Source organism: Coriobacteriia bacterium (assembly GCA_031292615.1).
Classification (GTDB): Bacteria; Actinomycetota; Coriobacteriia; order Anaerosomatales; family JAAXUF01; genus JARLGT01.
The window spans coordinates 1-26,087 of sequence record JARLGT010000021.1; the positions used below are offsets into that span (position 1 = coordinate 1).

Here is a 26,087-nt window from a genome sequence, read left to right on the forward strand (position 1 = left end):
ACGCCGAGGCGTTTGAACTCGTCGCGCTGCACGTCAACGAAGCCCATGGCCCAGTCTCGGCACAACTCGCGAAGCTTGGCCTGAGAGATCTTGGCCATCTTCTCGGGGCCGAGCTTCTTCTCCACCATGTGCTCGATCGGTTGGCCGTGACAGTCCCAACCGGGGACGTAGGGCGCGTAGTAGCCACGCATGGACTTGTACTTGACGATCAGGTCCTTCAGCACCTTGTTGTAGGCGGTGCCCATGTGGATGTGCCCGTTGGCGTATGGGGGCCCGTCGTGTAGCACGAAGGGCTCGGCGCCGGCGCGGTTGGCCAGCGACTCGGCATACACGTCGATCTCGTCCCAGTAGGCCAGCCACTCCGGCTCGCGCGTTGCGAGGTTTGCTCGCATCGGGAACTCGGTCTGCGGTAGGTTCATGGTCTGCTTGAAGTCCTGCGCCACGACGCATCCTTCCCTTCTCTGCCCGCTTTGCGCGGGCACACAAAAAGCGCGCTCGTCCACGGTCTGCCGGGACGAAACGCGCTTCTACATCCAAGCTCGTTCCGCGGTACCACCCAGCTTGCGTCTTCGCTCTCTGCGAAGATGCGCCACTCGGTTCACTCTGTAACGGGAGCTCCCGTCGGAGCCTACTGCGCGCTTTCGCTTGGTTCGGTCCGAGGCTGATGGGGTGATCTTCCGCGTTCGTGCCACCTGCGGGCTCTCACTATCCCCGCTCGCTGATCTAGCGCTAATCGACGCGTACTCGTCCCCGTCTTCGCCACTCGTAATCGCGCCATGCTTACACACGGCGAACTCGAATTATCGCGCAGGCCTACGAGCGCGGTCAAACGGACTCGGGCCTACGTCTCATCCTTGCGCATCGGAGCCAAGAAGCTGATGGCGCTGGTGGAGATCGCCACGAAGTCGCGCTTCTCACCAGGGCGGTGCGTCTGGCCACGATCGTTGACGGCAACGTCCGAGAGGCACAGGAACCGCCGATCGTACTCGTTGAGGTAGTCAGAAAGACGGTGATCCGGCCCGAGAACCGGCCGATAGAGGTAGCCCCGAAACGTGCGCTCGGAGGTCTCCACGATGACTCGTACTCGCTCGTACTCCTGATCGTCGCTCACAGCGCCCCATCTCGGTCGAATGGCGTCATCTAGAACAGCGACTCGTCTGATCGCCCGAACACGGCGGCTACGTCGTGATCGCTTGCGTTGGCGATATCGAGCACTTTGTGTCGGGCCGCCTCGCCGCGCACGACGGAGACAGAAGTCTTGGGCACCGCCATCGCCGAGGCAATCACCTTGACGACCGCGGCGTTGGCCTTGCCGCCTTCAGGAGCGCTCGTCACGCGAACCGACAGCTCGCTTCCGCGCCAGCCGACGACCTCATCGCGGCCCGCGCGGGGCGTGACATGGACGGCCAACCTCGCCATGCCGAGCTAGTCGATCTCCTCGATATCGGTGTCGCGCTCCCGCTCGCCGAGGATGTCGAAGCCCGGGAGTTCGAACTCGCCCGGCTCGACCAGCTCGACCGGGCCATCCGGTAGCTCCGGAGACTCCATCTCGCCGAGCGAGACGCTTGAGACAAAGCCCGACGCCGGCGGCTCGACCAGCGGCAGTACCGTGGTCTCATCGGCGTCGGCGTCGAAGATGCCTCCAGTCGGCTGAGGAGCCGCAGGCTCGGAGGTCGTCACGGGCGGTGCCCACTGGGTCGCGGTCTCGGGCGCAGCGGGCGCAGGCTCTGCGGCAGGCGCAGGTGAGGCATAGTTGGGCGCGGGAGCGTAAGAAGGCGCCGCGTATGCGGGCCCCGGGCGGACGTCGACCGCGCCGACGAGTCCGTCGGAGTCGTCGAGCAGGACGTTGATGTCCTCCGGCAGGCCGATCTCAGTGATGTTGCTGAGGTGGCCCTCGAGCATCGTCTTGTAGCGAGCGCGGAACTCCTCCTCGGCGTGCTTGATACGCACGAGTTCGTTGGCGACCGTCTGCTTCTTCTGAAGCGCGTTGTGCACGATCTCCTTAGACTTCTGCTCGGCATCGCGAAGCATGGCGTCAGCCTCGACGCCGGCCTTGGCCACGATCTCCTCGGCGGAACGCTGGGCGCTGACCAGCGTATTGTTCAGCGTGGCCTCCATCGACTGGTAGCCACGCACGCGCTCGTTGGCCTGCTCGAGCTTCTCGGAGATATCGATGTTCTCCTTGAAGAGTCGATCGAACTCATCTGCCACCTGGTCCAAGAAGCCGTCCACTTCTTCCTCGCTGTAGCCGCGAAGTGAATGGCGGAACTCCTTGTGGTGGATGTCGAGGGCCGTGAGCTTCATCGGTCGATCCTTCCAAATCGGGTCATGCGGGGTCGTGCTAGCGCACTACCGTGATTACTAAATATCTCAGTACTGGCACGATAACAAACTGAACGACGAGAATCGCTGCCCACGGCGAGAAGTCGATGCCACCCATCGGTGGGATGAATCGGCGAAACAGCGCGATGTAGGGTTCGCATAGGCTTCCAATGACGCGATAGACGTCGTAGAACGCCCCGTTCATCGGGAACCATGACATCAGCACGTATACCACGAGCAACACCACGTAGAACTGTCCGACGACCCCGATGACGTTCAGCAGTTGAATCGTCAGGCTACTCACGAGCCAAGCTCCTTGGAGCGATGCACTGCTGCGGCCACTGCTTCGGCAAACGCCGAACGAACCGCTCGCGCCTCAAGCGCCTCAACGGCGGCGATGGTCGTGCCACCCGGGCTCGTGACGCCGTCCACGAGCGCCTCGGGGTGCATCCCGGTGGTGTCGAGCAGCTTTGCCGTACCCAGCATGGTCTGGATCGCGAGCGCCTGAGCTACGTCGCGCGCGAGTCCCTGGCGTACTCCCCCGCGCGCGAGGGCATCGACGACAAGCGCGAAGTACGCCGGCCCCGAGCCCGAGATGGCCGCGGCGGCATCCTGATAGCGCTCCTCGAGCACGATCGACCTGCCGAGCGACGCGAAGAGCGCGCGCACGATTTCAGTCTGCGCGGCGGTTGCTTCCGTGCCACCGCTGACGACCGACATTCCCTCGCCCACGAGCGCAGGCGTGTTGGGCATGACGCGCACGACGGGGGTCCCACTCGGCAGCGCGGCCTCGAGGCGGGCACACGTGATGCCCACGGCGATGGACACAATGAGCGAGCCGGCGAGCTTGCTCGACAGCGCGGCCGCGACGGCGTCGATGACCTGCGGCTTGACGGCAAGAATGACTGTGTCGGAAGGGAGTGCTTCGGCACCGTCGGCCACGCAGTGAACGCCGAAAGCAGCGCTCAGCGCGTCTCGGCGTTCGAGAGATGGCTCGGCAACCGTGATTGAAGCGGCGGGAACGGCGCCGGATCGCACGAGCCCGCCGACGATCGCCTCGCCCATACGGCCGCCACCGATGACGGCGAGTGTGCCGTCGTAGTGTAGCGAGTCCTCAGTCATGTCAGTCCTCTTAAGAGACGGGCGGGCTAGTCGACCGAGAACAGGCCGGTATCGCGAAGGCGACGGCGATCGGCGTCTGTGACGTCGACGTTGTGCGGCGTGAGCATGAACACGCGGTCCGAGACCTTCTGCAGACCACCATCGAGCCCGTACGTCAGGCCGGATGCAAAGTCGAGAAGGCGCTTAGCGAGTTCAGGCGTGGTCGACGCCATGTTCATGATGACCGGAGTCCCCTGCTTGAACTTGTCGGCGATGCTCTGCGCCTCTGTGAAGCTCTTGGGCTCGACGATGTGCATCTTCATGTTCGCCGAGACAGGCGTCACGGATGAAGGACCCGACGGCACGCTGCGAAGCGACGAGCCGCTCGAGTAGCCGCCGCGGTCGGTACTTGGCACGCGCACGCCGGCACGGTCGAGGTCCGGTCCGCGATCGAGGCGCTTGACCGCACCGGGACCCGCGCCGGAGCCGTACGGGGACTGGTAAGGCGGTGTCGTGTCGCGTCGAGAGGAAGCCGGAGCGGCAAAGGCCTCTTCGTCATCGTCGTCGGGCTCGTGATAGCCGCCGGACTCCTCTTCGTAGTACTCGTCGTCCCAGTCGTCCTCGAGGCCAAGTCTGACCTTCAGGTCACGCCAAAGACTCACAGTCGTCTCCTTGTTTTCGGGCTATCGGCCGAAGATGGCGCCACCAACGCGAACGATGGTTGCCCCCTCTTCGACGGCCACACGAAAGTCATTACTCATGCCCATCGAAAGCTCGTCTAACTCTACACCATTCAGCGGCATCTCCCGCAGCGAGTCGCGCAGCTCTCGTAGCTCGCGGAACACCCAGCGTGCATCCTCCGGTCGGCCAAACGGCGCCATCGTCATCAGGCCCTTCACGGCAACTCCCGGCAGATGCGAGGCCTCGATCAGGGTCTCTCGAACGTCGGCGGGCGCCAGACCATGCTTCGACTCCTCGCCCGAGATGTTCACCTCGAGCAGGACTGGCTGCACGACCCCGATCGCCTCGGCCCGCTTCGAGATCTCGGCGAGCAGCTTGCCCGAGTCGACCGAGTGGATGAGGCAGGCCTTCCCGACGACGTCTTTGGCTTTGTTCGTCTGCAACGTGCCGATGAAGTGCCAGTTGGCCGTCGGAAACAAGCCGCACTTGCCCAAGAACTCCTGGACCCGGTTCTCGCCGAACTCCGATATTCCGGCCTCGCAGGCCTGCCGGATGACATCGACTCCGTGCGTCTTGGTGACGGCGACGATCAGGATCTCGTCGGGGTTTCTCCCAACGCAGTCGGCGGCGTCGGCGACCTGACGACGGACCGCCTCGTATTTAGAGGCGACCGTGTTCACCGGTCTACTCCGCGGCCGGGGTCTGAACCGGCTCGCTGTGCAACTCGCGCTCGCCGGTGATCAGATACGCAATCCGCTCGCCGATATCCACGGCGTTGTCGGCGATTCGCTCGAGATAGCGGCTGGCGAGCACCATCTGCGATGCCCACTCGATGTCCTCTTCATCCTTGAGGCGTGCAAGCTCGCGGAAGAACTGCTTGTAGAGGTGGTCGATCGGCTCGTCGAGCTCGGGGAGCTTGCGGGCGAGTTCGAGGTCGCGCTTGTCCAGCGCCTCTCGTGTCGCATCGAGCACTCGATAGACGAGGTTGCCCTGGGCCTGAATCAGGTCGTAGAGCGTCTGAGGGCCGCGGCGTCCCGCGGTACGGCGCGCAGCCTTCGCGATGTTGGTCGCAAGATCGGCCATACGCTCGAGCCGAATCGCCATGTACGCCAGCGACTGCAGCAGGCGCAGGTCACGCGCGACGGGTGACTGGGTTGCGATCGTCTCGATGACGCGCTCTTCGACTTGGGCGCACCGGTCGTCGAGGGCCGCGTCGCCGTCGATCACGATGGTCGCCCGGTCCTCGTCGCCGGTGATCAGGGCACTGACGCCCTCACGCGTCGACTCTGTGACGGTGTCGAGAATGCCTACTACCTCGGCATGAATGGCTCTGAGCTCCTGGCGGAATTGTTCGCGCATTGTCAGCTCCTCGCTGGCGTTTTCCTATCCGTTCAGTATAAGCCGAGACACCCGCCCGAACCGGGCGAGTTTGTAACACGTGAACAGAACAGCTTGGTTCTCGTGCGGGTTCTAGCCGAATCGGCCGGTGATGTAGTCCTCGGTGCGCTTGTCGCTCGGGCTCGTGAACAGCTCGTTCGTGCGTCCAAACTCGACCATGACCGCGGGCTCACCCGCCACTTCCTGCAGGAAGAACGCGGTGTAGTCGCTCACGCGAGCTGCCTGCTGCATGTTGTGCGTGACGATGACGATCGTCACCGTGTCCTTGAGCTCGGCCATCAGGTCCTCGATCTTTTGGACGCTGGTGGGGTCGATCGCCGAGCACGGCTCGTCCATCAGTAGCACCTCGGGCTCGACCGCAAGCACACGCGCTATACACAGCCGCTGCTGCTGACCACCCGAAAGCGCCAACCCGTTCTTGCCCAGGATGTCCTTGACCTCTTTCCAGAGGTTGGCTCGCTTCAGCGAGTCCTCGACGATCGCGTCCAGCTCGGACTTCTTGCGCATCCCTTGCAGGCGCGGCCCGTAGGCCACGTTGTCGTAAATCGACTGCGGGAATGGGTTGGGCTGCTGAAAGATCATCCCGACTCGGCGGCGAAGATCGACCGGATCGACGCCGGGGCCGTATATGTCGGCGCCATCAAGCGCCATGAGCCCTTCAACACGCGTGCCGGGAATCAGGTCGTTCATGCGGTTGATACAGCGCAGAAACGTCGACTTGCCGCAGCCTGACGGTCCGATAAACGCGGTAGTAGCGTGACTCGCGATGTCGACAGTGATGCTCGTCAGCGCGTTGAAGTCGCCGTACCAGAAGTTCAGTTCCTTCACCCGGACTTTGGCCGGCGTCGCTGCAATCTGTGGGGCGCCCGTCCTGAGTTGCACTGCCATGTACGTCACACCTTCCGAGAACCGCGCAGGATGAGCCGCGCGCCCAGGTTGAATCCGAGGATCATCACGATGAGAAGAAGGGCCGTGCCGAATGCGGTGGGCAGGTTGATGCCGTCCACGGCGAGCAGGTACAGGTGGACGGTCATCGGCCGCCCCGAGTCGAGCGGTGAGATCGGGAGGTTGACTGCCTGGCCCATCGTGTAGAGCACAACGGCCGTCTCTCCCACGGCCCGGCCCATCGCCAACACGATGCCGGTGATGATGCGCGGCGCGGCCGCCGGCAAGACGATCTTGCTCACCGTCTGCCACTTCGTGGCGCCTAAGCCGTACGAGCCCCAGCGCATGTACTTCGGCACCGACCGAATCGCCTCTTCGGTAGCGCGCATGATGATTGGGAGCATGAGCAGAGACAGCGCCAGCGCCGCCGAGATCATCGACAACCCCAAGTGCATCGTCTCCACGAACAAAGCGAAGCCAAAGAGACCCATGACGATCGAGGGCACGCTCGCGAGAGAGTCGGCTGCAAACCGGATGGTGTCTACGACACGGCCCTGCTTGGCGTACTCGGCCAGGTAGACAGCTGCGAGTACCGCGATGGGCGTGCTGATGACCATCGCCAGCGCTGTGACATAGACCGTCGACACGATGGTCGGCCAGATACCGCCCTCCGAGTTGACGCCGTGAGGCCAGGTGAAGATGAACGCCGGCGAGATCACGCTGATGCCGTTGACAAAGACGTAGAGCAGCAACGCGCCGAGCGTCGCGACGGTGATTCCGGCGGCGGCCCAAAGCATTCCGATGGCCAGCGAGTTCGTGATCCGCTTGTTCATCGGCTAGCCCCTCATCCTGGAGAGCAGTCGCACGGAGGCGACCAGAAGCATCGAGAACAAGAAGAGCATCGCAGCAATGGCGAACAACGCGGTGCGGTGCAGCCCGACGGCGTAGGGCATGTCCATTACGATCTGCGTCGTCATCGTCGAGAGCGGCGCGAAGATGCCGCGAGGAAACACCGGTGCGTTGCCAACGACCATCAGAACAGCCATGGTCTCGCCGATCGCACGACCCATGCCGAGGATGATCGCGTCCACGATTCCGATCTTGGCCGCTGGAACGACCACCTTGTAGATCGTCTGCCACTGCGTCGCGCCCATCGCGTACGAGGCCTCGCGTATCCCCTCAGGCACCGATCGCAGTGCGTCTTCGGACAGCGCCGCAATCGTTGGCACGATCATGATGGCCAAGACTATCCAGGCGGTGAAGGCGCCAAAGCCCAGGGTGCCCGTGAACTTGGCGACGACGGCACGCAACAACACGATGCCGAAGAACCCGTAGACCACCGAGGGGATGCCTGCGAGCAACTCGACCGCTGGGCGAACGAACGAGCGCACGCGGTCGGACGCCACGTCCGAAAGGAATACCGCCGTCCCGACCGCCAGTGGCGTGCCCAGCGCGAGCGCACCGAGCGTCACCAGGAAGGAGCCGGCGATCAGCGGCAGGATGCCGTAGCTGTTGGAAGCCGAGGACCAGACGGTGCCGCCGATGAACTTGAAGATGCCGTAGTCCGTGACGATCGGCCACGCTTTGACGCCGACGAAGATGAAGATGAGCCCGACGGCCAGCACGAAGAAGAATGCGCAGATGAAGAACAGCGCTGCGAGCAGCCACTCGCGAACGTACGTCGCGCGCGAGACAAGTTGGAGAGCGCCGTGCGTGCGCGGCGTGGTGACCTTGTCGGTCATCGCGCACCGCCCTCGGCGATAGGGATGAAGCCAGCGTCGACCACGACGCCCTTCTGGATCTTGCCGGAGAGCACGAAGTCCACGAACTCCTTTGTCAGGCCGGTCGGCTTGCCTTTCGTGAAGAAGTGCAGCACCCGCCCGACGGGATACGTCTTGTCGGCAACGCTCTTTTCGCTTGGGACGATGCCGTCTACGGCAAGCGCCTTGACGCTGACGCTAGAGAAGCGCGGCTTGACGAAGCCCAGCGAGATGTAGCCGATCGCTCCCGGCGCCCGTGCAACGACGTCGCGCACTTGGCCCGTACCGGGCAGAACCGTGGCGGCTGGGTCGAACTTGGCGTCCTTCATGACGAGCTTTTGGAACGCGTCTCTGGTGCCCGATCCATCGTCACGGTTCACGAGATCGATGGTGAGGTTGCCGCCGCCCACCTGAGACCAGTTCTTGATCTTGCCCGAGAAGATGTCGCGCAGCTGCTGGAGTGAGAGCCCGCTGACGGGATTGTCGGGGTTCACGATGACCGCGATGCCGTCGTAGGCGATTGGAAAGTCCACGAGTCCGTTGCTCTTCTCTTCCGGCGCCAGTTCACGCGAGGAGGTCCCGATCTCGGCGGTTCCTGCCGAGACAGCCTCGATACCCGCCGAGGAACCCAGGCCCGAGACCAGCACCGTCACATCCGGATGGATTGCCTTGAAAGCGTCGGCCGACTCCTCCGCAATCGGGAGAATCGTGGTCGACCCGCTGACGTTGAGCTTCTTGGACTGTGCCGAGGATCTGGAGCAGCCGCCGAGCCCCAGCGCGAGGAGCGCCACCAAGAGAAGCGACGCGACCAGTCTCAGAGAATGCAAACGAGGGCCGCGTGACGCCCCGTCAGGCCGCCTTCGGCACGGTGAGAGAAGAAACGATCGGTGGTCTCGGCGGTACACATCCCGAGACGTGCGATGTTGCACCTTGTGACTCCTGCGCGTTCAAGGCTCGCGGACACGACGGCATCGAGGTCAAGTCCCCCCGATTCGGCCCGCGCAAATGTACCAAAGGTGTTAACGAATTGCGACATCAACTGGCCGTCAATCTCGTAGTGGCAGTCACGGATGTGTGCGCCCACATAGGCGTGAATCTCAGCAACGTCACAGGAGGCGACCTGGGCGATTCGCGCCACGGCCTTCCCCGGCAGCGAGGCAAGCGCGCCACGCCATCCCGCGTGGACAAACGCAACGACCGGCCCGGGAGCAACAACCACGATGGGGACGCAGTCGGCGTAGGACTGCAGCAACGGGATGCGCGGCAGCGACGTGATCAGGCAGTCGACCCCGTTGACAGCGGGCTTGCCGCTGGACACAAACGCGCCCGCCCCGACCTCGTCGTGTCCAACGATCGCGATACCATCGGCCTGAGCCGAGCGACCCATCGTCAGGCTCCCGCGCAGCTCAGCGATGTCCAACGCCCGAAGGAACAGCGAGCGGTTCTCATCGACGGCGGCCGGATCGTCGCCCACATGGCCGGCGAAGTTAAGCGATGCGAAAGGCGGCTTGCTCACACCCCCGCTCCGTTCGCTGAAGGCGACCAAGACGCCCGCCTGCCGAAGCACGGTGTCGGTCCAGAACGCGACAGATCCCCGCTCAACGCGAACCAGATTCGGGATGTGGTCCTCGCTCAACTCAACTCCTCGCGGCGGAATCTCCTGAGGTTTCACCTCAAGTTGACGGTTCGTCTTGATGACGATTGGCTGAGAATACAGGAGGACCCGGTGGCGACGAGGTCCCGCCGTCGTCGCCACCGGGTCCAAACCGGAGAACACGAATCGTGCCGTTCATCCCGCGTCTAAAACGTCCGCTTCTTCAGGAACGCTGGGATATCGAGCTCGTCTTCGCCGATGGGCTCGAAGGTGGGCATGAACTGCGTCCCGCCGCCCTCCTCTTCCTCGGCCGCCGCAAACGACATGGTCTCTTGCTTGCGGCGCGTTCCATCAAAGCCAGTCGCGATCACTGTGACTCGAATCTGGTCCATCATCGAGTCGTCGATGACGGCGCCGAAGATGATGTTGGCCTCCGGGGCCGCGGCCGTCGCGACGACCTCGGCCGCCTCGTTGACCTCGAAGAGACCCAAGTCGCTTCCGCCGCAGATGGACAGCAGGACGCCGTTGGCCCCCTGAATCGAGGACTCAAGCAGCGGACTCGAGATAGCAGCCTTGGCTGCGTCGTGGGCGCGGTTGTCGCCAGTGGCGAGACCGATCCCCATGAGCGCCGAGCCGGCATCTTGCATGATCGTGCGGACGTCTGCGAAGTCCAAGTTGATCAGTCCTGGCACGGTGATGAGGTCGGTGATGCCCTGCGTGCCCTGACGCAGGATGTCGTCGGCGATCCGGAAGGCGTCCAGAATCGACGTCTTCTTGTCGGCAACCTGCAAGAGGCGGTCGTTCGGAATGATGATGAGCGTGTCGACCACGTCGCTCAGACGCTTGATGCCGTCCTCAGCCTGCAGAGCGCGCTTGCGGCCCTCGAACGCGAACGGACGCGTGACAACACCCACCGTCAGCGCGCCGATCTCCTCCTTGGCGATTTGGGCGATCACGGGGGCAGCGCCCGTTCCCGTACCGCCACCCTCGCCCGCGGTTACGAAGACCATGTCGGCGCCCTGAAGTGCCTCTTTGATCTCGCCGCGGTTCTCCTCGGCGGCCTGGAAGCCGACGTCAGGGTCTGCGCCCGCGCCAAGCCCCTTAGTGAGATTCACGCCGACATGAACCTTGTAGTCCGCATCGGACATGAGAAGCGCCTGCGCGTCGGTGTTCACAGCGATGAACTCCACGCCCTTGACGCCAGCCTCGACCATACGGTTGATGGCGTTGGTACCGCCGCCGCCGACTCCGACGACTTTGATCACTGCCAAGTAGTTGGCACCTGTATCGAGCATTTCTTAGACCCTCCCCGAGAAGCCGGCCAGAGCTACGACTCTAAACCTCAAGTTGACCGTTACCGTGCGGGCGGAACACTCAATCTTCGCATAAACGTTACACAGTGTGCAAGGGGTTTTGTAGACACGCCTCTCGGGGCGTGCGCCTGCCGCGACGTATCGAGTGCATTTCCCCAGCTAGTTGCCGGAGTTTAGCCCTCGCCAAGTGGGCCTGTCTGTGACTCGAACGTTGACGTAGACGACGTTCTTCTCCTTGCCGAGAATCGTTCGGGCAATGAGATCCTTCTTGGTAATCTCGTCTGCAGAACCGACGAAGACTTGAATCTGATTCTTGAGAACGAGCACCGTAGCCTGCACGCTGGGCGCTGAAACGAATGCCAGTTGGGCTTTCAGTTGGGGGCTCAGCCCGCCGATTACGGCCAGCGCGTTGTTCAGCTCGCCCGAAGCGTTTTTTGCCCCTGCAACCGGCACCAACCCAGGAACGTCTTTGATCGGGACTAGCGCGCCAGTTGGCTCCTTGCTCCGCCGGGCCACCCAGTGCCCATCCCCCGACACAAACCACTGACCTCGAGCGCCCGCATCCGCCAGCGCAATCGGCACGCGCTCGACCACGTCGACTACGAGGGTATGCGGAAATGACCGACTCACCTTCGCCGATGAGACCCACGGTGACGCCTCGACCCGCTGCTCGATCTCCGATGGAGCCAGATGCAAGAGCGTGGCATCCTTGGGGACTGCGGCTAGCGCGAGCACGTCCGCGCTCGTGAGATGGCTTACGCCGGTGACCTTGATCGTATCGACCGTAAACAGGGGCGCTCGCCACAGGGCGCTCAGCGCCCACGCGACCGCCACCACGGCGAGCACGGCTGCCGCGACGAGCAACACGCGACGGCGGCCGATCTCTTTGCGTCGGCGGTCACGATCGTCGCGCTTCTGACCCGCGACCTTGCGTCCAGCCGAACTTGGCTTGGGTACGCGACTACCAGCGCGCTCCGATGCTGAGCGCTGCTCTTGTCGAGGGGTCCGCTTGCGCTCGGACTCAACCTCGGGGTTGCCCTGCTTGTAACGTACTCGGACGGTCTCCTCGGCGCCTACAACGACGCGCTTACGATTCGAGGAACTGCCCGAGGAACCGGATCTCCGGCCTGAGCTCGATGCCATTCGCTTCCTTCACGGTCTCACGGATCAACCTGACTAGCGCCACCACATCGGCGGCAGTGGCGCCGCCTGAGTTGACGATGAAGTTCGCATGCACGTCGGAAACCATCGCGCCGCCCACTTTGGTGCCCTTCAAGCCGGCCTTCTCGATGAGCCGACCCGCCGAGTCACCCTCGGGGTTGACGAAGACACTGCCCGCAGAGGGCATGTTGAGCGGCTGGGAGCGCTTGCGCCGACGCAGGCTCGCCTCCATGGATCGGCGGATGCCCACTGCGTCGCTCTCAGTCACGCGCAGCACCGCCTCGACGATGATACCGCGTGCTGGCAGGTCGCTCCGCCGATACGCCCACGCAATCTCGGGGCCTCGAATGCCGACCAGCCCTGCACCGGGGCTGAACACGGTGACCGACTCGACAATCGAGCCGATCCACTCATCTCGGCTGCCCGCGTTCATGGCAAGCGCGCCGCCGAGAGTTCCCGGCACGCCGACGGCGAACTCCAGACCCGACAGGCCGAGCTTGAACGCATCTTGAACGACTGCAGCCAGAATGACGCCAGCGCCAGCGCGCAGGTGGTCGTCGTCGACCGAGTGGCGCTTGAAGTCGCGACCGAGGGTGATGATGGCGCCGCCGTAACCCTCATCGGAAGCCAGCACGTTGCTGCCCTTGCCGAGCACGGTCCACTCGATGTTGTTGGCGCCAAGAATGGTCGTGGCGGCCGCGAGGTCGGCCACCGTCGCACACTCGACGAAGAGTGCGGCAGGTCCACCGATTCGATACGTGGTGTGTCGTGCGAGTGGCTCGGCTCGGCGAACGGAACCGGTCAGCTCGGCGGCAAGGCGCTCAAAGGCGACGTCTAGTGACACGTGGGAGCTTCCTCCTCGCCGGACAAGACGCGCACAATCTCCGCGCCGAGCCCCGACACGTCACCTCCCGCACCCATCGTGATCAAGAGATCGCCCGGGCGCACACTGCGGGTGACGTATGGGACGACATCCGCGCGATGCGGAAGGAAGGCAATCTGAGCCCGCGGCCGCGCGTTGAGAACGGCCTTGAGTAGCAGCCGGCCGTTAACACCTGGAATCGGCGCCTCGAACGGGCTGTCGAGTTCGAGTAGCACCACCAGATCAGCGATGCTCAGTGCCTCGCCGAACTCCTTGCTGAAGAGCTCGGTGCGATAGTAGCGATGCGCTTGGAAGACCACCACAACGCGCTCGAAGTCGAGCTCTTGGGCGGCGAGCAGGGTCGCCTTCACTTCGGTTGGATGGTGTGCGTAGTCATCGACAACCGTCACACCAGCGGCCTCGCCCAAGCGCGTGAAACGACGGCGCACCCCCGGGAACTCCGCGAGCGCCGCTGCGGCCTTCTCGAGGTCGAGCCCGAGAGCCCATGCGGTCGCTAGACACGAAGTCGCGTTTGACGCCATGTGGATCCCCGGAATCGTGCTGACCGACGTTGCGGTCTGCCCGTCGCTCGTCGTGACCTCGAACCGAGTCCCGAGGCCTTCTCGGCCAAGGACGGTTGCGCGAACGTCACAGCCCTCGGAGAATCCGTAGGTCACGACTCGGCGACCCGTGGAGTGCGCCATCTCAACGAGCGTGGGCTGATCGCCGCAAACAACCAGGGCACCCTCGGGGGAGACGCTCGCCATAAACTCTCGGAACGTCTCCTCCATGCGCTCGACCGTGCCGTAGTAGTCGAGGTGGTCGGCCTCCATGTTGGTGACGATGGCGACGTAGGGATCGAGGAAGAGGAACGAGCCGTCTGACTCGTCGGCCTCCACGACGTAGTACTCGCCGGTTCCGCTATGAGCGTTCGAATCGAAGCCATCGACAACACCGCCGATGAGGAACGTCGGGTCCAGGCCCATCTTCGCAAGCATCGTTGCCGCCATGGAGCTCGTCGAGGTCTTACCGTGCGTGCCGGCCACCGCGATGGTCTTGCGGTCTCCTGCCAGGTGTCCGAGCATGCGCGCCCGCGGCCACACCTCGATGCCGCGCGCTCGCGCAGCGGTCAACTCCGGGTTCTTCTCGGGAATGTCCGTAGAGATGACGACGACCTCAGGATCGCCGAGGTTCTCGACGGCATGCCCGATTGTGACGTGGATTCCCGCAGCCTCGAGCGCGCGGGTGTAGCGCGACTCCTTGAGATCGCTGCCGGTCACCTTCATGCCGCGGTCGGCCAGGACCAGCGCAATCGCACTCATGCCCGCGCCGCCGGCACCGATGAAGTGAGCGTACGTCTTCTCGGACAAGAGAGTCTCCCTAAGAGTCGATGGCGCGCGCGACAGGGGGCTTTCCGGCGGCCTGGCGGGCCAAGCTGGCGACCCGGTCAGCAGCGTCCGGCCGTCCCAGCGAGCGAGATGCGGCCGCCATACTAGCACGGCGTCCGGCGTCCGACAGAAGGCCGCAGACGATGTCACCGAAGCGTTCATCGTCCAGCTCGCTGTCGGGCACTAGTTCGGCCGCGCCGCGCGCAACCATCGCGGCGGCGTTCTTGGTTTGATGGTCCTCAGTGGCGAACGGGAACGGCACCAGCACTGCAGGAAGCCCGAGCGCTGTGATCTCGGCAATCGAGGTCGCGCCGGCCCGAGCGACTACTAGATCGCTCGCCATTAGCGCCGAGCCCATGTCGTTGAGGTAGTCCAGCACCTGCCAACGCCCGTTGCAGTCGCCGCCGGCGGCCTTGAGCGCGGCGCGTACGCTCTGCACCTCGGCTGCGCCGGCCACGTGCACAACGCGCAGCTCGGGGATGGCCATCAATCTGTCGCGCAGCCCAACGACTGCCGAGTTCAGATGCCGAGCACCGCGGCTGCCGCCGAACACCAGCATCACGAGGGCGTCAGCCGGGAGGTCGAGTGCGTCTCGGCCCCTCTCGCGGCTGGCGTTCAGCACCGCAGGACGCACAGGGTTGCCAGTCACCACCGCGCGCTCGGAGTGCGCAAGGCCCGCGGCCGACTCCTCGTAGGTGACTCCTACGGCCCGTGCCCAGCGCGACAGGATCTTGTTCGCGAGTCCGGGAACCGAGTTCTGCTCGTGCAGCACGAGCGGGATGCCCCTCATCACGGCCGCGAGCCCTACGGGAATCGACACGTAGCCGCCGAAGCCAATCACGACGTCGGGCCTGCTGCGCCCGAACCAACGCCACGCCGTAATAGTTGAGAGCCCGATGCGCGGTATCGATGTGAGCAGCGTGAGTGGGCGCCCACGGTCGTAGCCTGACGCCTTGAGCGGGAGGAACTCCACTCCCGCCTCAGGAACAAGCCGGGCTTCAAGGCCGTTAGGCGTGCCGACGAACAGAACCTCGTCAGGCGCGTCGGCGAACCGGTCGGCGACTGTCAGTGCGGGGTACACGTGCCCCGCGGTCCCGCCGCCGCTCATCAGAACTCGCACGAACCGGCTCCTTCTTCTTGGACGGCGTTCGAATGGCCTTCGGCGCGCACGCTCCGTACTCAGACACTGAGAGGATGAGCCCCACGCTGATCATGGTGACCACGATGGACGACCCGCCGTAGCTCATGAATGGAAGTGGCTTGCCGGTCACCGGGAACAATCCCGTGACCGCCGCCATGTTCAATATGGCCTGAAACCCGAGCATGCCCGTCAGGGCCGCCGCGAGCAATCGACCGTATTGGTCCCGCGAACCCATCGCGATGCGGATGCCCGAGAACACCACGACGACAAAGGCGCCGATGACGGACAGCGTTCCCACGAGCCCAATCTCCTCGCCGACCATCGCGAAGATGAAGTCGGTGTGAGCCTCGGGAAGGTAGAACCACTTCTGCCGAGACAACCCAAGACCGAGGCCCTTGATGCCGCCGGTGCCGAACGCTAGTAGCGCCTGAACGGCCTGATAGCCCTTGCCTTGGGCTTCAGACCACGGGTCGAGCGACGCCGTTACTCTAGCCATTCGGTAGGGCTCGATTGCGATGGCGAACACAGCGAAGACTACGAGAACTGCCAGGGCAACATAGACCCAGCGCAACTCGATGCCGCCGAGGAACAGCACGATGGCCACTCCGGCAGCCATCAGCATGGTGGTGCCGAGATCAGGCTGGAAGACGATCAGAACCGCCGGAATCCCGACGAAGATGCCCAGCCGGCGCAGGTACGTGGGCGTGTCGGTGCGATGTCGCTGCCATTCGACCGCAAGCATCGCCGCAACGAGCACGCATGCGATCTTGGCAAACTCGGAGGGCTGCAGGTTGAAAAAGCCCAGCGGAATCCAGCGACGCGCACCTCCGCGGACGACGCCCAAGGCCCACGTCGTGACCAGCAGGAAGATCGCCACTCCCCAGACTTGGTAGCCCAGAGGGCCGCGGAACCTGCGGTAGTCGAAGCGGGAAACGCCCCAGGCCAGCACGATACCGAAGAGCACGAACACCGCTTGGCGCTCGGCGAAGAAGTATGGCGAGCCCTGCTTGACGAGTGCAGAGATCGACGACGCAGAGTAGACCATGACCAGTCCGAAGACCGTCAGGAACAGCGCTGCGCCAAGGAGCAGATATCGCGCAGCAGGTCCTCCCGCATACTCCTTCTGAGGAGCCACTACCTGGCCTCCCCTGCCAGCTCGGCGACGTAGCGCTTGAACTCGTCTCCTCGATGCTCGAAGCACGTGAACTCATCGAAGGAAGCACACGCCGGGGAAAGCACAACCACATCGCCTGCTACAGCAAGCGATGCCGCCGCCTCGACGGCATCGCGAAGCGTGACTGCGTCCACCGTGCGAAGGTCGACGCCCGCGAAAGCCGCGGCAAACTCATGACGTGACTCGCCGAAGAGAACGGCCGCCTTCGCGCTCTTGGCGACCTGCTCGGCGAGGGAGCGAAAGTCGTTGTCCTTGTTGCGTCCGCCGAGAAGCACGATCAAATCGCGTCCCTCGAACGCGCGCAGCGCTTGGAAGACCGCGTCGGGATTGGTGGCCTTGCTGTCGTTGTACCAGTCGACGCCGCCCACGGCGCCAGCCGGCTCGAGGCGATGCTCGATGGGCGCAAACGTCTTGAGGCCCTCTCGCAGATCGACCGGATCGACTCCGAGCGCATGTGCCGCCACGGCCGCCGCAAGGGCGTTGCTCACATTATGCTGGCCGCGAATCAGAAGCTCGTCCGGGCGAACGAGTCTGACCGGGCCGCCCTGTGTCTCCAGCGTCAGGTAGCCGTCGACGACCGTGGCACCGCCAGGGTGGCCCACCGTGCGGCTCACACGCGCGACGGGTACGCCGCGCGCCTCGAGCGCCTCGGCGTAGGGAGCCGAACCTGGATCGTCTACGTCGATAACGGCGAGATCACCGTCGTCCATGTTCTCGAAGACGCGCGTCTTGTCCGCCGCATAGGCTTCCAGCGAGCCGTGATAGTTGATGTGGTCGGGTGTGATGTTGAGCAGCACTGCCACCTGGGGGTGGAACTGCTCGATGAGCGACATCTGGAACGACGAGACCTCGGCGACCATGATCTCGAGGTCCTCACGCTGCATCGCCTCGGTAGCAACGAAGCCGATGTTGCCGACCGCCTCTGCGGCGATGCCACCCGCACGCAGCAGATGCGCTACCAGCGAGGTGGTCGTGGTCTTGCCGTTGGTGCCCGTGATGGCCACCCACGGCTTGCCTGTGCACTCGTAGGCGAACTCGATCTCGGACATGATTCTGTCACTGTTCTCGGCGGCCGAGACGCGCAGCGGCGAGTAAGGCGGAATACCCGGGCTCGTGACGCACAGCTCGTAGTGGCCGTCGACTGACTCAGCGCCCAGCAGCACGCGCACGCCGAGGTGCTCCAACTGCGTTGCTGTGGCACGCATCACCTCGTTGTCGCCGGACTCGGCGAGCGTCACCGAGGCCACGTCGCCGGTGCCGATGCGCTCAGCCAGATACCTGGCCACCGCGATGCCGCTCTTCCCGATGCCCAGGACCAGGGAGTCTGCGACTCCGTTGTTGCTTTCGTTCACTTTGCCCTCGCTACGACGCTGCCGACGAAGAACATCGCGAAGCCAAGCCCCGCGAGAATGCCCGTGACGATCCAGAACCGCACCATGACCTTGGTCTCCGACCACCCGAGCATCTCGAAGTGGTGATGGAGCGGCGCCATGCGGAAGATGCGCTTGCCGGTCAGTTTGAACGAACCGACCTGCAAGATGACCGAGAGTGTCTCGGCGACATAGATGCCACCGATGATGACGAGGTACAGCTCGGCCTTCGTGATGATAGCCAGCGCCGCAATGACTGCGCCCAGCCCCAGCGAACCGGTGTCGCCCATGAAGATGTCGGCTGGATAGCTGTTGTACCAGAGGAAGCCGATGCAAGCGCCAGCGACGGCCGCGCCGAGTAGTGCCGTGGGTAGCGCGTTTTGGCGAAACGCGATGGCGGCGTAGGCGAGCGTGACGATCGTGACGGTGCCGGCGGCCAGTCCGTCGAGTCCATCGGTGAGGTTCACCGCGTTGCTCATGCCGGTGACCATGATGTAGACGAGGAGCAGGTAGAACCACGGTATGACGATGGTCATGCCGCCGATGGGAATCGTCGTGGCGAGCTCGCCAAGGTCTATCCGGTAGGTCGTGAGCGGAATCTGCACCCAGGTCGAGAGCTGTGCCCAGTTCACGACGAACAGCCCGAACGCGACCGAGATCACTCCCTGCCAGAAGAGTTTGGCGCGGGGGCGCAGCCCGAGCGAGCGCTCGTGACTGACCTTCGACCAGTCGTCAATGAAGCCCAGCGTCCCGCAGCCCAGCATCGTTGCAAGTGCCAGAATCGACAGCGGGGTTGCCTTCGCCAAGAGCAGGTAAGCAGCGGTGACGACCAGCAGGATGAGCACGCCACCCATTGTCGGCGTACCTTGCTTGACCAGATGCCCTTGCGGACCATCGGCGCGAACCTGCTGCCCGATGTTGCGCACGCGCAGCAGTCGGATCCAGAAGGGGAACAACGCCGCAGTTCCCAACATCGCGACTACTACTGCGAGAAAGACCGTGTATGTCGGATACCTCGAGATGTCGATCATCGCAGTGCCACCATCCTATCCACTACGACCTCGAGACCCATAACCCGTGAAGCCTTGACCAACACGATGTCGCCGGTTTCGGCCAGCGAACCGAGCGCCTCGGCAGCAGACTCGGCGTCCTCGGTCACGCGTACGTGCTGCGTGCTCATGCCGTGGGCCAAGGCGCCTTCGGCGATCCGATGTGCACGAACACCAACCGTCACCAGCTCGTCGATTCCGAGCCGCGCCACAGCCTCGCCGATGCGGAAGTGAGCCAGCTCGGTAAGCGACCCAAGCTCTGCCATGTCGCCGAGGACCGCGATCCGCCGGCCGCCCGCGACCATCGCCGCGAGCGTATCGACCGCAGCACGCATCGACGCGGGATTCGCATTGTACGCGTCGTTGACAAGAGTCAGACCGCTGGCCGTGTTGATGACCTGCATTCGCATGGCCGACATGTCGGCTGTTGCGAGTTTCTCGGCTATTAGCTCGGGGGCGATCCCGAGCTGGAGCGCAACCGCCGCGGCGGCCAGCGCGTTGTAGACGTTGTGACGGCCGGGGACGGGCAGGCTTACCTGCGCTGCACCCGCCGGGCTAAGCAGGGTGAAGGCGGCCCGGCTCTCGGCATCCAGCTCGATGTCGGTGGCGCGCACTACGCACGCCTCGCTCAGGCCGTAGAGCGTAACAGTCGCGGCCGTGGTGCCTGCGATGCGCGCGGAGTACTCGTCGTCGCCGTTGAGGAACGCCACGCCGGTTGCTGGCAGGCAGCGAACCAACTCGCCCTTGGCCTCGGCGACAGCGTCTTGGCTGCCAAGCAGCTCGATGTGGCTCGTCCCCACATTGGTAAGCAGGCCCAACGTCGGGCGCGCGATCTGGCACAGAGAGGCGATCTGCCCCATTCCGCGCATGCCCATCTCGACCACGAGCACCTCGGTATCGGCGTTGGCCGCCAGTACCGTTAGCGGAACTCCGAGTTCGTTGTTGCGGTTGCCCTGCGTCCCGACCGTGCGCTTGCCGGCGGAAAGCACGGCCATCACGAAGTCCTTGGTGCTCGTCTTGCCCGTGGAACCGGTGATTCCGAGCACCTCGCAGTGCAGGCGCGACCGGTGATAGCTCGCAAGTGCCTGAATCGCGAGCAGCGTATCGTCGACGCGCAGGACCGCGACATCGCGGCGCTTCGCAACGTCGACCAGCTCAACAACCTGTTCGGCGGTTCTTGACACGATGATGAGCTTGGCACCTGCGTCGATGGCCGACAGCACGAAGTCGTGGCCGTCGGTCCGCTCGCCCGGGAGTGCGACGAAGATGCAGCCTGGACGTATGCATCGCGAGTCGATACAGACGTCGCTGACCACCTTTGACAGGGAGCCTGAGAGCAACTCGCCGCCGGTCGCCGAGACAACGATGTCGACAGAGGCCGTCAGCATCCGCCGAGCTCCTCGCGAGCGACTTCGCGGTCGTCGAAGTGAACAGTGCGGTCCGCGAAGATCTGGTAGTCCTCGTGGCCCTTCCCGGCGATCAGGACGCAGTCTCCGGGTTTGGCTAGCTCGATGGCGCGGGCAATCGCGGTTCGCCGGTCAACCTCCACCTCGTAGACAGCTGCACTCTGCTTCACGCCATCTTCCACCTGCAAGATGATGCCGACAGGATCCTCCGAACGCGGGTTGTCGCTCGTCACAATGACGATGTCGGCGTTGTCCCCTGCCGCGCGTCCCATGATGGGACGCTTCTCCGGATCGCGATCGCCTCCGCAGCCGAACACGACGATCACCCGGCCCGGAGTTACCGCGGCAACCGCGCGCGTCGCCTTCTCCAGCGAGTCTGGCGTGTGTGCGTAGTCGACCACGACCGCGAACTCCTGACCGCAGTCGATCCGCTCGAGCCGACCGGGCACCTGCGGAGCATGCTCCAGGCCATCGACAAGAGAGTCCAGGTCGATGCCAACGGCAAGCGCACAACCGGCAGCGACCAAGGCGTTGCTGACGTTGAAGGCGCCCGCAAGCGGGAGATGCACGACCCGTGCGCCCTGAGGCGTTACGAGCGTGAAGACCGAGCCGGTCGAGCCGAGCTCAACGTTGTCCGCGCGCACCGCAGCTGCCTGCGAGCGGCCCACGCTCAGCACGCCCTCGATCTCGCGCGCCATGTCCTCGCCGAGCGGATCGTCTACGTTGACGACACGTGCGGCCACCTCAAAGTCGGTGAACAGCCTGCGCTTCACCGAGAAGTACTCTTCCAGCGTGTGATGGTAGTCGAGATGATCCTGCGTGAGATTGGTAAACGCCGCGACGGCGAATCGCACACCGTCGATGCGGTGCAGGTCGATGGCGTGACTTGAGACCTCCATCGCCACTGCCGAGACGCCCTCGTCGCGCATCTGCGCGAGCAACGCTTGTAGGTCGCTGGACTCTGGCGTGGTGCGCGATGCGGGCATGCGCTCGTCACCCAGACGCGTCTCCACGGTGCCGATCACACCTGTCTTGTGTCCGGCTCGGCGAAGGATCGCGTCGATCAGGTACGTGGTGGTGGTCTTGCCGTTGGTGCCGGTCAGCCCGATAACCTGCATCGATGCGCTCGGGTCGCCGTAGAACCTCGCGCCGCCCAGCGCGAGTGCTACTCGAGCGTTCGCGACCAGGAACTGCGCGACATCGATGCCCGGCAGCTCCCGCTCGACCACAAGCGCGACTGCGCCACGGGCCACAGCGTCCGCAGCGAAGTCGTGCCCGTCGTGGGCGAATCCTGGTATGCAGAAGAAGGCATCGCCGGGGGTCGCCAGGTTGGAGCGGTACGTGACTCCGGAAACGACAACGTCGGCCGGGCCCAGTGGCCTCGCGCCGACGCCTTCAAGCAGGCGTGTCATTGCTATCTCAGTCACGCTCTGTCCACCACATCAGCCGCCGATTCTACCATGGTTGTCACTGATTCTTGCCCGCATCGTCTGCGGAGCTGGCGCCGCCGCCGGTCGAGGAGTCGTCGGACTTTGGCTTGCTGGATCCGCTCTTCGCGGCCGCCGCCTTCTTGGTCGTCGTCGCCAACTTCGCCGGGACGCTCGGTGCGTCCACCCCCAGAATCGGCGTGCCACTGGTAACCACGCTCTGCGCGCTTGTCGGCGGGATCTTGAGGTGGTCGCAGCAGAACGCCGCCAGCGAAGAGAACGACGGCGCCGCAACCGTTCCACCAAAGATCGCGTTGCTCGGCTCGTCGAGTTTGACCTCAATGAGAAGCTGCGGGTTGTCGGCGGGCAGGTAGCCGATGAACGACGAGATGTACTTGTCCTTGGCGTAGCCAAGGCCATTGGGCAGCGCCACCTGCGCCGTGCCGGTCTTACCGGCGACAACGTAGCCGGGAACTGCAGCAGCCTTGCCGGTTCCTTCGGTGACGACATGCTTGAGTATGTTGGTCGTCGTCACCGCCGTCTGATGCGAGCACGCCACTCGAGTCGGCCAGACCGGCTTCAGCGCAGGATCCTGCGGCACGTCGAGTAGGAAGTGCGGAGTGATCAGCGTTCCGCCGTTCGCGATCGCCGAGACCGCCCGAGCAAGCTGCAGTGGTGTCACGGACAGACCTTGGCCAAATGAGATGCTGGCGACCGACCCGTTCTGCCACCTCGCGGGCGCGGGCAACCAGCCCTTGGCCTCGCCGGGGAAGTCGACGCCCGTCGCCTCAGTCAGACCGAATCGCTGAAACGAGTCGTACAGGCCCTGCTTGCCCAGCTTCATGCCCATCTTCGCCGCACCGATGTTGGATGAGTTGGTCACGATCTGCGTGAGCGACCAGTCCACCGTGCCGCGGCCCTCGGCGTCGTGGATGGTGAAGCCGGCAACCTTGAGACTGGTCGGCAGGTGGAACATCGAGTTCGGCGTGAAGATCCCGGCGCCAATGACCGATGCGGCCGTAATGGACTTGATCGTCGAGCCAGGCTCGTACGCGTCCTGGATCGGCCGACTCCGAAAGCCCTTGGGGTCGGCCTTCTGGTAGTTGTTGGGGTCGAATCCAGGCGTCGAAGTCATGGCGTAGATCTCGCCGTCCTGGGGGTTCATGATCGTGACCGAGCCGCCCGACGCGCCCCATTTCTTGATGGCGGCCGCAAGCTCGACCTGGGCGTGGTCCTGGATGTCCTTGTCGATCGTCAGTACGATATCGTGCCCATCGACCGGGTCGACGTTCTTCTGAACGCCTCCTGGAATCGGCCTGCCATAAGGATCCCGTTCGCCCAGAAGGACGCCCGGCTTTCCGGCGAGCACCGAGTCGTAACGCTTTTCGATGCCAGCCAGACCCGTACCATCGATGCCCATGAAGCCGAGGGTCTGCGCGGCGAGATCACCCGAGGGGTAGACACGCTTGGAGTCCTCCAACAGGCCAATGCCTTCGAGTTTGAGCGCCTCGAGTTTGTCCGCCTTGTCCATGTCGATCTGTCGGGCGATGTAGACAAAGCCCGTGTTCTTGGACAGCTTGTCCTCGTAGTACGCCGGGGTGCCACCCAGCACCGAGGCCAGTGAATGGGCCGTAGCCGACTTGTCCTTGACGGTGTTGGGAGCGGCGTAGACCGTGCGAGCGGCGACGCTTCGTGCGAGCGCCTCACCTTCGCGGTCGTAGATCGTCCCGCGAAGTGCCGGCAACTGGATGTCGCGCATCCGCTGCGCCGTCGCCTTCGCGGCGTAGGTCGGCGCGGCGATGACCTGCACGAAGATGAGCCGAGCCACCAGGACCAAGAACAGTGAACTGAGGACGACGAGAAGGAATGCGAAGCGACCGCTTCCTGACGACCGCATGCGGCGCTGCGCCACGCTACCTCCTATCCGTTCCTCACTTCGATGACGTTAGCCCGGCATCGCCGACGAGAAGCATGCGAGCCTCCACCGCGACCATGCCGACGAGATTGTGAAGTACAGCCTGCTGAGCAGGCGATGCGCTCGGCGCTGGAGCCTCGGCGATCTGGGCCGTACCTGCGGGACCGGGCTCCAGCCTCATGTAGGTGACCGATGTGGCCGGCGCCATGCCCATGGTACCGACAGCTTCGGCCTGGATGCGCGAGGGTGTTGCCAAAGCGCTTTCTTGGATCTCGAGCATGTCGCCTTCGTAGCGGGCGGTCTTGATCGCGGTCTGTAGCTTGCCGCAGTCAATCGAGGCCTGCGCCGCCTGGACCGACAGCCAAACTCGGCCGGCGCCAAGGACGGCCGCGACTGCAACGATGACGGCAAAGAACACGAAAGCTTGGCGCGCCGCGGCATGCGAGGTCGCCGCATGGCGCTTGGGCTTGGCCTTCTGGCTACGAGCGGGTGCATCTTGGACGACACGGAGGTGAGGCCGACGGGCAGCCGGGCCCGGCTCTTGCTTGAGCGCTGGCAGTCCCATCCTCGCCCACCTCCCCCTTCGTACGGCCCCTTGGGGCTCCTACAGTTTCTCGGCGACTCGCAGCTTGGCGCTGCGCGCGCGTGGATTCTCTTCTATCTCCTGAGGCGTGGGCAGGATGGCCCGGCGCGTCAGGTTGCGGAGTACCGGCTCGTGCCCGCACGTGCAGACCGGAAGGCCTGGCGGACAGGTGCACCCCTGCGAGAACTCGACAAACGTCTGCTTGGTAATGCGATCCTCAAGCGAGTGATAGCTGATGACCGCGATGCGTCCGCTCGGAGCAAGCCACCGAATGGCGGCATCCAGACCGGTCTTCAGAACGTCGAGTTCGTCGTTTATCTCGATGCGAAGCGCTTGGAACGTACGCTTGGCTGGGTGTCCGCCTTCTCGGCGGGCTGCAGCGGGAACGGCTGCCTTGATGACTTCGACGAGTTGCCTCGTGGTCTCAATCGGCTGGCGTGCTCGCTTCTCGCCGATGAAGGTGGCGATTCGTGCCGCCCACTTCTCTTCGCCAAAGTCACGGATGATCCGGGTGAGGTCGGCTACGTCATAGGTTGCGATGACCTCTGCTGCGGTTAGGGTCTGATGACCCGGATCCATCCGCATGTCCAGTGGAGCATCTTCGCGGTAGGAGAAACCGCGCTCCGGGAAGTCGAGTTGCGGTGAGCTGACGCCCAGGTCGAAGAGGAATCCATCGACGTAGGGCACGCCTGCTTCCATAAGCAGGCTGTCCAGTTCCCCGAAGTTCCCTTTGAGCAACTTGATGCTCTCTGGAGGTATTTGCTGGCCGAGGCGGAGTGTGATTTCTGCTGCGGTGAGTGCTGCGTCATCTTGGTCGATCCCGACGAGTAGTCCGCCGGGTACCACGAGTTGTAGAAGCCGTTTCGCGTGTCCTGCCCCGCCTAAGGTACAGTCGACGATTATCGAACCGGGGTGCGGCGATAGTTGCTGCGTGACCTCGGCCAGCAAAACTGGGGTGTGCCGGTATTCCATTTTCAAGCCCTAGAGCAGGCCGGCTGCGGCCAGCTCTTTCGCGAGGTCCTCGATCGACCCCTCTTCGTCACCGCTGTTGTACGCAGCCCAACGCTCCCCGTCCCAAAGCTCGAGACGGTTACCGTTGCCCGTGACGGCGACATCCTTCTTCAGTCCTGCGTACTCGCGCAGGACGGGCGGAAGCGAGATTCTCCCTGCCGAGTCGAGCTCGGCTTCGACCGCACCGGAGGTGAAGAACCGGCGGATGCGGCGACTTCTGGGATCGAAGTCTTCGCTGGCGAGCAGGCTCTCGACGAAGCGGTTGTACTCGTCGGCTGAGTAGACGTAGAGGCATCCCTCAAAACCTTTGGCGATGACCAACTTGCCAGTCATCTCGGCGCGGAACTTCGCGGGCAGGGAGATACGCCCCTTGGCGTCCAGCGTGTGCTGGTAGTCGCCGAGAAACATCCCTGACCCCCTCATCCCTCTCGCACCTCGGGACACCCCTCGTGAGGTCCCCGCTCTCGCAAGACGAACTCTATGACACTTCATCCCACATTGCAACACTCTCATGGGATTCCATACCACCGAAGCCCACCCGATGCC

The 26,087-nt window shown here is 64.0% G+C and carries 28 protein-coding genes; all 28 read right to left on the bottom strand.

The features are described from left to right. On the bottom strand, window positions 1-443 hold a 443-nt coding region (locus P4L93_01825), incomplete at its 3' end, for a class I tRNA ligase family protein (GenBank protein ID MDR3685683.1). Between the two features lie 398 nt (window positions 444-841). Further along, the gene (locus P4L93_01830; protein ID MDR3685684.1) at window positions 842-1,111 is read right to left on the bottom strand and encodes a hypothetical protein; all 270 of its coding nucleotides are present in this window, start codon (window positions 1,109-1,111) and stop codon (window positions 842-844) included. Window positions 1,112-1,140: 29 nt separating this feature from the next. After that, complete coding sequence (locus P4L93_01835; protein MDR3685685.1) at window positions 1,141-1,419, bottom strand: DUF167 domain-containing protein; 279 nt, start codon at window positions 1,417-1,419, stop codon at window positions 1,141-1,143. A gap of 6 nt (window positions 1,420-1,425) precedes the next feature. Then, entirely contained in the window at window positions 1,426-2,304 is an 879-nt protein-coding gene (locus P4L93_01840; GenBank protein MDR3685686.1) for a DivIVA domain-containing protein, read from the bottom strand. A gap of 37 nt (window positions 2,305-2,341) precedes the next feature. Further along, a complete protein-coding gene (locus P4L93_01845; protein MDR3685687.1) occupies window positions 2,342-2,626 on the bottom strand; it encodes a YggT family protein in 285 nt (94 codons plus the stop codon). Beyond that, window positions 2,623-3,444 carry a pyrroline-5-carboxylate reductase gene (gene proC / locus P4L93_01850; protein ID MDR3685688.1) on the bottom strand — a complete coding sequence of 274 codons (822 nt, stop codon included), beginning with the start codon at window positions 3,442-3,444 and terminating at the stop codon, window positions 2,623-2,625. The genes P4L93_01845 and proC overlap by 4 nt, the downstream gene beginning before the upstream one ends. A 26-nt stretch (window positions 3,445-3,470) precedes the next feature. Then, window positions 3,471-4,085: a cell division protein SepF gene (locus P4L93_01855; protein MDR3685689.1), complete on the bottom strand. Its 615-nt coding sequence runs from the start codon at window positions 4,083-4,085 to the stop codon at window positions 3,471-3,473. 21 nt (window positions 4,086-4,106) lie between these two features. Then, window positions 4,107-4,784 (bottom strand): YggS family pyridoxal phosphate-dependent enzyme, encoded by a 678-nt coding sequence (locus tag P4L93_01860; protein MDR3685690.1) that lies wholly within the window; start codon window positions 4,782-4,784, stop codon window positions 4,107-4,109. A 4-nt stretch (window positions 4,785-4,788) separates the two neighbouring features. Further along, window positions 4,789-5,463, bottom strand: coding sequence for a phosphate signaling complex protein PhoU (gene phoU / locus P4L93_01865; GenBank protein ID MDR3685691.1), 675 nt, complete (start codon window positions 5,461-5,463; stop codon window positions 4,789-4,791). A 111-nt stretch (window positions 5,464-5,574) separates the two neighbouring features. Continuing rightward, entirely contained in the window at window positions 5,575-6,390 is an 816-nt protein-coding gene (pstB, locus tag P4L93_01870; protein MDR3685692.1) for a phosphate ABC transporter ATP-binding protein PstB, read from the bottom strand. A gap of 5 nt (window positions 6,391-6,395) precedes the next feature. Further along, window positions 6,396-7,220 (bottom strand): phosphate ABC transporter permease PstA, encoded by an 825-nt coding sequence (pstA, locus tag P4L93_01875; protein ID MDR3685693.1) that lies wholly within the window; start codon window positions 7,218-7,220, stop codon window positions 6,396-6,398. 3 nt (window positions 7,221-7,223) lie between these two features. Then, window positions 7,224-8,129 carry a phosphate ABC transporter permease subunit PstC gene (pstC, locus tag P4L93_01880; protein ID MDR3685694.1) on the bottom strand — a complete coding sequence of 302 codons (906 nt, stop codon included), beginning with the start codon at window positions 8,127-8,129 and terminating at the stop codon, window positions 7,224-7,226. After that, window positions 8,126-8,974: a phosphate ABC transporter substrate-binding protein gene (locus tag P4L93_01885; GenBank protein MDR3685695.1), complete on the bottom strand. Its 849-nt coding sequence runs from the start codon at window positions 8,972-8,974 to the stop codon at window positions 8,126-8,128. Before P4L93_01885 ends, pstC begins: the two co-directional genes overlap by 4 nt. Next, a complete protein-coding gene (locus tag P4L93_01890; protein ID MDR3685696.1) occupies window positions 8,962-9,783 on the bottom strand; it encodes a polyphenol oxidase family protein in 822 nt (273 codons plus the stop codon). Before P4L93_01890 ends, P4L93_01885 begins: the two co-directional genes overlap by 13 nt. A 164-nt stretch (window positions 9,784-9,947) precedes the next feature. Next, complete coding sequence (gene ftsZ, locus P4L93_01895; GenBank protein MDR3685697.1) at window positions 9,948-11,036, bottom strand: cell division protein FtsZ; 1,089 nt, start codon at window positions 11,034-11,036, stop codon at window positions 9,948-9,950. A gap of 177 nt (window positions 11,037-11,213) precedes the next feature. Beyond that, window positions 11,214-12,197, bottom strand: a complete 984-nt coding sequence (locus P4L93_01900) for an FtsQ-type POTRA domain-containing protein (protein ID MDR3685698.1) — start codon at window positions 12,195-12,197, stop codon at window positions 11,214-11,216. After that, window positions 12,142-13,059 (bottom strand): UDP-N-acetylmuramate dehydrogenase, encoded by a 918-nt coding sequence (gene murB / locus P4L93_01905; protein ID MDR3685699.1) that lies wholly within the window; start codon window positions 13,057-13,059, stop codon window positions 12,142-12,144. The genes P4L93_01900 and murB overlap by 56 nt, the downstream gene beginning before the upstream one ends. Then, window positions 13,050-14,447 carry a UDP-N-acetylmuramate--L-alanine ligase gene (gene murC, locus P4L93_01910; protein MDR3685700.1) on the bottom strand — a complete coding sequence of 466 codons (1,398 nt, stop codon included), beginning with the start codon at window positions 14,445-14,447 and terminating at the stop codon, window positions 13,050-13,052. The genes murB and murC overlap by 10 nt, the downstream gene beginning before the upstream one ends. A 10-nt stretch (window positions 14,448-14,457) precedes the next feature. Further along, window positions 14,458-15,585: an undecaprenyldiphospho-muramoylpentapeptide beta-N-acetylglucosaminyltransferase gene (gene murG, locus P4L93_01915; protein MDR3685701.1), complete on the bottom strand. Its 1,128-nt coding sequence runs from the start codon at window positions 15,583-15,585 to the stop codon at window positions 14,458-14,460. Next, entirely contained in the window at window positions 15,500-16,741 is a 1,242-nt protein-coding gene (gene ftsW, locus P4L93_01920) for a putative lipid II flippase FtsW (protein ID MDR3685702.1), read from the bottom strand. The genes murG and ftsW overlap by 86 nt, the downstream gene beginning before the upstream one ends. Further along, a complete protein-coding gene (gene murD / locus P4L93_01925; GenBank protein MDR3685703.1) occupies window positions 16,741-18,132 on the bottom strand; it encodes a UDP-N-acetylmuramoyl-L-alanine--D-glutamate ligase in 1,392 nt (463 codons plus the stop codon). Before murD ends, ftsW begins: the two co-directional genes overlap by 1 nt. After that, window positions 18,129-19,181 carry a phospho-N-acetylmuramoyl-pentapeptide-transferase gene (gene mraY / locus P4L93_01930; protein MDR3685704.1) on the bottom strand — a complete coding sequence of 351 codons (1,053 nt, stop codon included), beginning with the start codon at window positions 19,179-19,181 and terminating at the stop codon, window positions 18,129-18,131. The genes murD and mraY overlap by 4 nt, the downstream gene beginning before the upstream one ends. Next, window positions 19,178-20,587 carry a UDP-N-acetylmuramoyl-tripeptide--D-alanyl-D-alanine ligase gene (locus tag P4L93_01935; GenBank protein ID MDR3685705.1) on the bottom strand — a complete coding sequence of 470 codons (1,410 nt, stop codon included), beginning with the start codon at window positions 20,585-20,587 and terminating at the stop codon, window positions 19,178-19,180. The genes mraY and P4L93_01935 overlap by 4 nt, the downstream gene beginning before the upstream one ends. Then, window positions 20,581-22,023, bottom strand: coding sequence for a UDP-N-acetylmuramoyl-L-alanyl-D-glutamate--2,6-diaminopimelate ligase (locus P4L93_01940; protein MDR3685706.1), 1,443 nt, complete (start codon window positions 22,021-22,023; stop codon window positions 20,581-20,583). The genes P4L93_01935 and P4L93_01940 overlap by 7 nt, the downstream gene beginning before the upstream one ends. A 49-nt stretch (window positions 22,024-22,072) precedes the next feature. Then, entirely contained in the window at window positions 22,073-23,944 is a 1,872-nt protein-coding gene (locus P4L93_01945) for a penicillin-binding protein 2 (protein MDR3685707.1), read from the bottom strand. 19 nt (window positions 23,945-23,963) lie between these two features. Beyond that, window positions 23,964-24,512, bottom strand: a complete 549-nt coding sequence (locus P4L93_01950; protein ID MDR3685708.1) for a hypothetical protein — start codon at window positions 24,510-24,512, stop codon at window positions 23,964-23,966. Window positions 24,513-24,551: 39 nt separating this feature from the next. Further along, on the bottom strand, window positions 24,552-25,502 hold the full coding sequence (gene rsmH, locus P4L93_01955) for a 16S rRNA (cytosine(1402)-N(4))-methyltransferase RsmH (protein ID MDR3685709.1): 951 nt from the start codon (window positions 25,500-25,502) through the stop codon (window positions 24,552-24,554). Window positions 25,503-25,511: 9 nt separating this feature from the next. Then, on the bottom strand, window positions 25,512-25,964 hold the full coding sequence (gene mraZ / locus P4L93_01960) for a division/cell wall cluster transcriptional repressor MraZ (protein MDR3685710.1): 453 nt from the start codon (window positions 25,962-25,964) through the stop codon (window positions 25,512-25,514). Window positions 25,965-26,087: the final 123 nt, after the last annotated feature.

Bases quoted from the DNA above. Each gene is read 5' to 3' on its own strand.
- P4L93_01835 (MDR3685685.1), bottom strand. From the start codon at position 1,419: ATGGCGAGGTTGGCCGTCCATGTCACGCCCCGCGCGGGCCGCGATGAG.
- P4L93_01840 (MDR3685686.1), bottom strand. From the start codon at position 2,304: ATGAAGCTCACGGCCCTCGACATCCACCACAAGGAGTTCCGCCATTCA.
- proC (MDR3685688.1), bottom strand. From the start codon at position 3,444: ATGACTGAGGACTCGCTACACTACGACGGCACACTCGCCGTCATCGGT.
- phoU (MDR3685691.1), bottom strand. From the start codon at position 5,463: ATGCGCGAACAATTCCGCCAGGAGCTCAGAGCCATTCATGCCGAGGTA.
- pstB (MDR3685692.1), bottom strand. From the start codon at position 6,390: ATGGCAGTGCAACTCAGGACGGGCGCCCCACAGATTGCAGCGACGCCG.
- pstA (MDR3685693.1), bottom strand. From the start codon at position 7,220: ATGAACAAGCGGATCACGAACTCGCTGGCCATCGGAATGCTTTGGGCC.
- pstC (MDR3685694.1), bottom strand. From the start codon at position 8,129: ATGACCGACAAGGTCACCACGCCGCGCACGCACGGCGCTCTCCAACTT.
- ftsZ (MDR3685697.1), bottom strand. From the start codon at position 11,036: ATGCTCGATACAGGTGCCAACTACTTGGCAGTGATCAAAGTCGTCGGA.
- P4L93_01900 (MDR3685698.1), bottom strand. From the start codon at position 12,197: ATGGCATCGAGCTCAGGCCGGAGATCCGGTTCCTCGGGCAGTTCCTCG.
- mraY (MDR3685704.1), bottom strand. From the start codon at position 19,181: ATGATCGACATCTCGAGGTATCCGACATACACGGTCTTTCTCGCAGTA.
- P4L93_01935 (MDR3685705.1), bottom strand. From the start codon at position 20,587: ATGCTGACGGCCTCTGTCGACATCGTTGTCTCGGCGACCGGCGGCGAG.
- P4L93_01950 (MDR3685708.1), bottom strand. From the start codon at position 24,512: ATGGGACTGCCAGCGCTCAAGCAAGAGCCGGGCCCGGCTGCCCGTCGG.
- rsmH (MDR3685709.1), bottom strand. From the start codon at position 25,502: ATGGAATACCGGCACACCCCAGTTTTGCTGGCCGAGGTCACGCAGCAA.
- mraZ (MDR3685710.1), bottom strand. From the start codon at position 25,964: ATGAGGGGGTCAGGGATGTTTCTCGGCGACTACCAGCACACGCTGGAC.